Origin of the sequence: Mesorhizobium sp. M2A.F.Ca.ET.037.01.1.1, from assembly GCF_003998075.1 — a bacterium.
GTDB lineage: Bacteria > Pseudomonadota > Alphaproteobacteria > Rhizobiales > Rhizobiaceae > Mesorhizobium.
Genome location: NZ_RZSA01000266.1, coordinates 1 through 7,034, shown reverse-complemented (window position 1 = coordinate 7,034; position 7,034 = coordinate 1). Strand labels below are relative to the sequence as shown.

Sequence of the window (7,034 nt, the reverse complement as noted above, 5' to 3'; positions counted from 1 at the left end):
GGGCTGCTTGTTCCACACCTCCGACCAGTAACCGTCGCCCGGCTCGCGCTTGATCTCTATTTTGATGCCGGCCTTGGCGCAGGACTGCTGGTAGAGTTGCGCCGCGTCGACCGCGCCGGGGAAGGCGACGTCCGAGGTGCGCAGCAGGATCGAGCCGCTGTGGCCCGATTTCTTGTAGGCGGCTGCCGCTTTTTCCGGATCGAACTTGCGCTGCTCGATATCGGCGGAGAAAAGCGGGTAGGCTTCGTTGATCGGGAAGTCGTTGCCGACCGAGCCATAGCCGCGCAGGATCTTGTCGAGCATCTCCTCGCGGTCCATGGCGAGCTTCAACGCCATCCTGAGGTCGTTGTTGTCGAAGGGCGCGGTGTCGCAGAACATGTTGAACGGGTAGTAGCCGCGCCCCGACACGTTCTCGACGCTGACACCCGGCATGCGTTTCACCAGATCGACCACCTTGGGCTCGACGCGGTTGATGAGATGCACCTGGCCGCCCTGCAGCGCCGCGAGCCGGGCCGTCGGATCGTTGATCACGACAATCTCGATCTGGTCGGCATGGCCGGCCTTGTCGCCGCGCCAGTAATTGGCGAAGCGCTCGCCGCCATGCTTCACGCCGGGCTGGTTGACGGCGACCTTGTACGGCCCGGCGCTGACGCCGGCATTCGGGTTGTCCTTGCCGCCATTCGGCTGGATCACCAGGTGGTAGTCGGCCATCAGATAGGGGAAGTCGGCGTCGGCGTCGCCGAGCGTCACCACCACGTCCTTGCCGTCGGCCTTGATGGTCTTGATGTTCTTCAAAATGCCGAGCGCGCCGGATTTCGACTTCTCGTCGGCGTGGCGCTCGAGGGTGGCGACGACATCTTCAGCCGTCACCGTCTTGCCGTTGTGGAATTCGACGCCGTCGCGGATCTTCATCGTCCAGGTCTTGGCGTCGGCCGAGGCGCCGATCTCCTCGGCGATCAGGTTCTCGACGCCTCCATCGGGCGTCAGCCGGACAAGGAATTCGCCCCACTGCTTACAGAAGTTGAATGTGACCTGGCTGAGGTTCAGCGCCGGGTCGAGGCTGTTGGTCGATTCACCGCCCTGCAGGCCGGCCTTGATGATGCCGCCCTTCACCGGGCTCGCGGCGAAGGCCTTGCCGGCCAGCGTCGTCGCCAGCGCCGCCGAGGCGCCGAGCGCTGCCGCGCGGCCGAGGAAATCGCGCCGCGATATCCTGCCCTTGCCGGCGAGTTCGGCGAGATGATCGAGTTCCGTATGCATGTCCTGCCCCCTTCTTCGAGATTGATTCCGGTGCGGGTTCTATCCGCCCGCGGCGATCTTTCCCCTTCCCTGTTGCGGCCGCATGACAAAAGTGCCTTGGGTCGATTTTGGCAGGCTAATTTCCAGCGCTTTCCATGCGTCGGCCCTTGATCGCCTTCTCCAGCCAGCCGATCTCCATCTCCGGCACGGAGGAGAGCAGCAGGTCCGTATAGGCGTCGAAAGGCGGCGTCAGCACCTTGCTCTTGGAGCCGTAGCGCACCACCTCGCCGCGATACATGACAGCGATCGAATCGGCGATCGACTTCACCGTCGCCAGGTCATGGGTGATGAAGAGATACGCGACCTTTTCGTGCTGCTGCAGGTTGAGCAGCAGTTTCAGGATGCCGTTGGCGACCAGCGGGTCGAGCGCCGATGTCACCTCGTCGCAGATGATCAGCTTCGGCTTGGCGGCGAGCGAGCGCGCGATGCAGACACGCTGCTTCTGGCCGCCGGAAAGCTCGGCCGGGTAGCGGTCGACGAAACCCTTGCCCATCTCGATCTCGTCGAGCAGCTCGGCGACGCGCTTGTCGCGCTCGCGGCCCTTCATGCCGAAATAGAACTCCAGCGGCCGGCCGATGATGGTGCCTACCGTCTGGCGAGGGTTCATCGCCACGTCGGCCATCTGGTAGATCATCTGCAGCTGCCGCAGGTCCTCCTTCGGCCGGTCGGCCAGCCTGTTGGCGAGTGGCCTGCCGTCGAAGGTGACGGTGCCCTCCTCGGGCGGCAACAGGCCTGTGATCGCGCGCGCCAGCGTCGACTTGCCGGAGCCGCTCTCGCCGACCACCGCCAGCGTCTGTCCCGGATAAATGTCGACCGAGACGTTCTTCAGCACCTTGACATGGCCGCCGCCATAGGCGGCGGTGACATTCTTCACCGACAGGAAGGGCGTTGTGCCGGGCGGCTGTTCCTTGTGCTCGATCTCATGCACAGAGACCAGCGCGTTGGTGTATTCCTGGCGCGGCTCCTTGATGATCTGCCGCGTGCCGCCCCACTCCACCAGCCGGCCATGGCGTAGCACCATGATCTCGTCCGACACCTGGGCGACGACGGCAAGGTCGTGCGTGATGTAGAGGGCCGCCACATGCGTGTCGCGGATGGCGTCCTTGATCGCCGCCAGCACGTCGATCTGTGTCGTCACGTCGAGCGCCGTGGTCGGCTCGTCGAAGACGATGAGGTCCGGCTCCGAGCAGAGCGCCATCGCCGTCATCACGCGCTGCAGCTGGCCGCCGGAGACCTGGTGCGGGTAGCGCTCGCCGATCGTTTCGGGATTGGGCAGGCTGAGCTTCTTGAACAGCGCGACGGCCCGCTTCTCGGCTTCGGCGCGCGTCGCGGTGCCATGCAGCATGGCCGCCTCGACCACCTGGTCGATCAGCTTATGGGCCGGATTGAAGGCGGCGGCCGCCGATTGCGCGACATAGCAGACTTCGCGTCCGCGCAGCGCCCGCACGCCCTTGGGGCCGGCTTTCAGGATGTCGCGGCCGTTAAGGATCACCTCGCCGCCGGTGATGCGCACGCCGCCACGGCCATAGGCCATGGACGACAGGCCGATGGTCGATTTGCCGGCGCCGGATTCGCCGATCAGGCCGAGCACCTTGCCCTTTTCCAAGGTCAGCGAGACGTCGTGGACCAGCGTGATCGTCTTCGGCGCTTCGCCAGGCGGGTAGACGGTCGCCTCGATGCGCAGGTTGCGGATATCGAGGAGCTTGCCTGAATTTGCCTTGGTGTCGGCCATCAGCCGCGCCCTCCCTTCAGGCTCGTCGTGCGGTTGAGCACCCAGTCGGCGACGAGGTTGACCGAGATCGCCAGCACCGCGATCGCGGCCGCCGGGATGAGCGCCGCCGGAATGCCGAAGACGATGCCGTCCTTGTTTTCCTTGACCATGCCGCCCCAGTCCGAATCCGGCGGCTGCACGCCGAGGCCGAGGAAGGAGAGCGCTGACAGGAAGAGCACCGCGAAGATGAAGCGCACGCCGAGCTCCGCCACCAACGGCGACAGCGCATTGGGCAGGATTTCGCGGAAGATGATCCAGGCCTTGCCTTCGCCGCGCAGCTTCGCCGCTTCGACATAGTCCATGACGTTTATGTCGACGGCGACGGCGCGCGACAGGCGGTAGACGCGGGTGGAATCGAGGATGCCCATGACCAAGATCAGCGTCAGCGTGTTGGTCGGCAGCACCGACAGCACGACGAGGCCGAAGATCAGCGTCGGGATCGACATCAGAAGGTCGACGAAGCGCGACAGCAGCGTGTCGAACCAGCCGCCGAAGACAGCCGCCGTGAAGCCGAGGATTGAGCCCAGCGAGAAGGACAGCGCCGTCGCCGCCACCGCGATCTCCATGGTGATGCGCGCGCCATAGATCATGCGCGAGATCAGATCGCGGCCGAGATTGTCGGTGCCCAGCCAATGCGCCGCCGACATAGGCTCCCACACGTCGCCGACGATCTCGCCATTGCCGTGCGGCGCGACCCAGGGCGCGAAGATGGCGCAGAACGCAAAGAAGCCGGTCAGGATTAGCCCGATCCAGGCGGTGAACGGAATTTGTCGTAGCGCCATTCGCTTCAGTTCCCCCTCTGGTCGTCCTGCATCCGGCCCGTCATTTCGGATGCTCTCGTCACTTCGGATGCCTGAGCCGCGGATTGGCCACGATGGCGGCGATATCCGCGACGATGTTGAGCGAGATGTAGACCGCGGCGAAGATCAGGCCGACCGCCTGCACCACCGGCACGTCGCGTTTGGCGACATGGTCGACCAGATACTGTCCCATGCCCGGATAGACGAAGATCACCTCCACCACGACGACGCCGACGATGAGATAGGCGAGATTGAGCATGACGACATTGACGACCGGCGCGATCGCGTTCGGAAAAGCATGCTTACGGATGATGTCGAAGGGTTTCAGCCCCTTGAGCTCGGCCGTCTCGATATAGGCCGACTGCATGACATTGAGGATCGCCGCGCGCGTCATGCGCATCATATGGGCGAGCACCACCAGGGTGAGCGCCGTGGCCGGCAGCACCACGGCCTGCAGCCTTTCGAGGAAAGGCGTGGAATCATCCACCGTCGAGATGCTCGGGAAAATCTGCCAGTGCACCGCGAACACGAAGATCAGCACATAGCCGATGAAGAATTCCGGGAACGATGTCGAGGCCAGGGCCAGGCCGGAGATCAGCTTGTCGACGAAGCCGTTGCGGTAGCGCACTGCAATCAGCCCAAGGATGACCGCCAGCGGCACAGCGACGATCGCCGCGCACGCGGCCAGGAAAAGCGTGTTCTTCAGCCGGGTGCCGATCGAGCTTGCAATGTCGAGCCCGCTCGACTGCGCCGTGCCGAAATCGCCATGCAGGATGCCCCACAGCCAGTGCACGTAGCGCAGCCATGCCGGGTCGTTGAGCCCGAGCTGTTCGCGCAGGTTCGCCAGCGCCTCCGGCGTTGCCGACTGGCCGAGGATCGCCTGGGCGACGTCGCCCGGCAGGATCTGCGTGCCGGCGAAGATCAGCACCGAAACGGCGAACAGAAGAACCAGGCCCAGCAAGATACGCTGAGCGACCAATCTCAGGATCGGAGACGACATCGGCTACCTGCAATGGTGAAGAAGGGACGGTGCCCGCCTTTCAGGCAGGCCATGAAAGCCGGAAGGGCCGGCTCGCGCCGGCCCTTTCCTATCCTTCGTCAAGCCTGCAGCCAGCACTCGATCAGCGCGTGGCCGTTGCTGAGTTCCTGCGCCGGGTTGTCGACCCAGCCTTCGACGCCCTTGCCGGTCGCGTCGACGAACTGGTTGAAGAACGGCACGATCAGGCCGCCTTCGTCGCGCATGATCTCGCCCATGTCGCGGTAGATCTTCTTGCGCTTGGCTTCGTCGAGCTCGCCGCGCGCCGCAAGCACCATCTTGTCGAAATCCGGCCGCTTGAAGCGCGTGTCGTTCCAGTCGGCGGTCGAGAGATAGGCGGTCGAATACATCTGGTCCTGCGTCGGACGCCCGCCCCAGTAGGAGAGCGAGAAAGGCTGCTTGTTCCAGACTTCCGTCCAGTAGCCGTCGCCCGGCTCGCGCTTGATCTCGATCTTGATGCCAGCCTTGGCGCAGCTCTGCTGGTAAAGCTGGGCGGCGTCAACGGCGCCAGGGAAGGCGACGTCGGACGTGCGCAGCAGGATCGAGCCGCTATGGCCGGACTTCTTGTAGAGCGCGGCGGCTTTTTCCGGATCGAACTTGCGCTGCTCGAAATCCTCTGCGAACAGCGGATAGGCCTTGTTGACCGGCATGTCGTTGCCGACCTCGCCGTAGCCGCGCAGGATCTTGGTCAGCATCTCCTCGCGGTCCATGGCAAGCTTCAGCGCCATGCGAAGGTCGTTGTTGTCGAAGGGCGCGGTGTCGCAGAACATGTTGAACGGATAGAAGCCGCGGCCTGAGGCGGCGCGGATGGTGACGCCGGGCAGCCGCTTGACCAGGTCGACGATCTTCGGTTCGACGCGGTTGATCATGTTGACCTGGCCGCCCTGCAGCGCAGCCATGCGGGCCGTCGGGTCGTTGACGACGATGATCTCGACCTGGTCGGCATGGCCGTATTTGTCGGCCTGCCAGTAATTGGCGAAGCGCTCTCCGCCATGCTTCACGCCGGGCTGATTGACGGTGACCTTGTACGGGCCGGTGCCGATGCCGGCATCCGGCTTATCGTTGCCGCCATTCGGCTGGATGATCAGGTGATAGTCCGCCATCAAATAGGGGAGGTCGGCGTTCGGGTCCTTCAGCGTGACCACGACATTGCCTCCATCGGCCTTGATGGTGTCGATGCTCTTCAGGACGCCCAGCGCGCCCGACTTGGATTTTTCGTCGCTGTGGCGCTTCAGCGTCGCCACCACGTCGTCCGGCGTCACTTCCTTGCCGTTGTGGAACTGAACGCCCTTGCGGATCTTCATCGTCCAGGTCTTGGCATCCTTCGAGCTGCCGATCTCCTCGGCGATGAGATATTCGACGCCGCCGCCCGGCGCGAGCTCGACCAGCGTTTCGCCCCAGCACTTGCCGAAGGCGAACGGAACCTGGCTGAGGAAAGTCGCGGGATCGAGGCTGTTGGTGGATTCACCGCCCTGCAGGCCGGCTTTCAGCGTGCCGCCCTTGACCGGGCCGGCAGCGCGCACGGCGCTGGAGAGCAGCGAGTTGGCGAAAGTGGCGGTGACGCCAAGCGCGGCGGCGCGACCGAGAAAGTCGCGACGGCTAAGTTTCCCGGCCGCGACTCGCCGGCTGAGATAGTCGAGTTCGTTGGACATTATGGTTCCTCACTCTGGGTATGCGACCTTATGGTCGTTTCTTCTATTGGAGGAGATAATGACCGTAAGGGAAAGCGGCAGGCAAGACCGAATGCGACATGCGGTGGCGTAAATCGCATGTCGCGTTTGGACCAATCTTGCCTCCGCTCAAACCAGGGAGCGGGGAATCGTCTGCTCGAAATCGCGTTCGAAGATCAGCTTTTCGCCCTCATAGGCTTCGATTCTGGCGCTGACGATGAAGCTCTCTGCGTCCGATCGCATGTCGGCAAAGGTTTCGGTCCGCACCGACCATTCATCGCGCGACAATGTCTGCGTCCAATGCGTGGCTCCGGTGGCCGACAGCGGATCGTCGGGATGGATCGCCCATGTCTCGCGTACGATGCTGCCATTGACCAGCCCGTGGTCGAGATCGCGCACCGCGCCGAAATCGTCGGTGATGGAAAGCGTGACCGTGCCGGTCTTCTCGTCGCGGTCGATAT

5 protein-coding genes and 1 pseudogene are annotated in these 7,034 nt (G+C 63.9%); all 6 read right to left on the bottom strand.

Features of this window, described 5'->3' with window-relative positions; genetic code table 11:
• Positions 1-1,257: ABC transporter substrate-binding protein (locus EOA27_RS15275; protein WP_145970360.1), on the bottom strand; the 1,257-nt coding region annotated here is incomplete at its 3' end.
• Between the two features lie 115 nt (positions 1,258-1,372).
• On the bottom strand, positions 1,373-3,028 hold the full coding sequence (locus EOA27_RS15270; protein WP_126079912.1) for an ABC transporter ATP-binding protein: 1,656 nt from the start codon (positions 3,026-3,028) through the stop codon (positions 1,373-1,375).
• Positions 3,028-3,849: an ABC transporter permease gene (locus EOA27_RS15265; protein WP_126079911.1), complete on the bottom strand. Its 822-nt coding sequence runs from the start codon at positions 3,847-3,849 to the stop codon at positions 3,028-3,030. The genes EOA27_RS15270 and EOA27_RS15265 overlap by 1 nt, the downstream gene beginning before the upstream one ends.
• A gap of 58 nt (positions 3,850-3,907) precedes the next feature.
• Positions 3,908-4,867 carry an ABC transporter permease gene (locus EOA27_RS15260; protein WP_126079910.1) on the bottom strand — a complete coding sequence of 320 codons (960 nt, stop codon included), beginning with the start codon at positions 4,865-4,867 and terminating at the stop codon, positions 3,908-3,910.
• A gap of 98 nt (positions 4,868-4,965) precedes the next feature.
• The gene (locus EOA27_RS15255; protein ID WP_126079909.1) at positions 4,966-6,555 is read right to left on the bottom strand and encodes an ABC transporter substrate-binding protein; all 1,590 of its coding nucleotides are present in this window, start codon (positions 6,553-6,555) and stop codon (positions 4,966-4,968) included.
• A gap of 147 nt (positions 6,556-6,702) precedes the next feature.
• A pseudogene (locus EOA27_RS15250) lies at positions 6,703-7,034 on the bottom strand (peptidase S15); the annotation flags it as partial.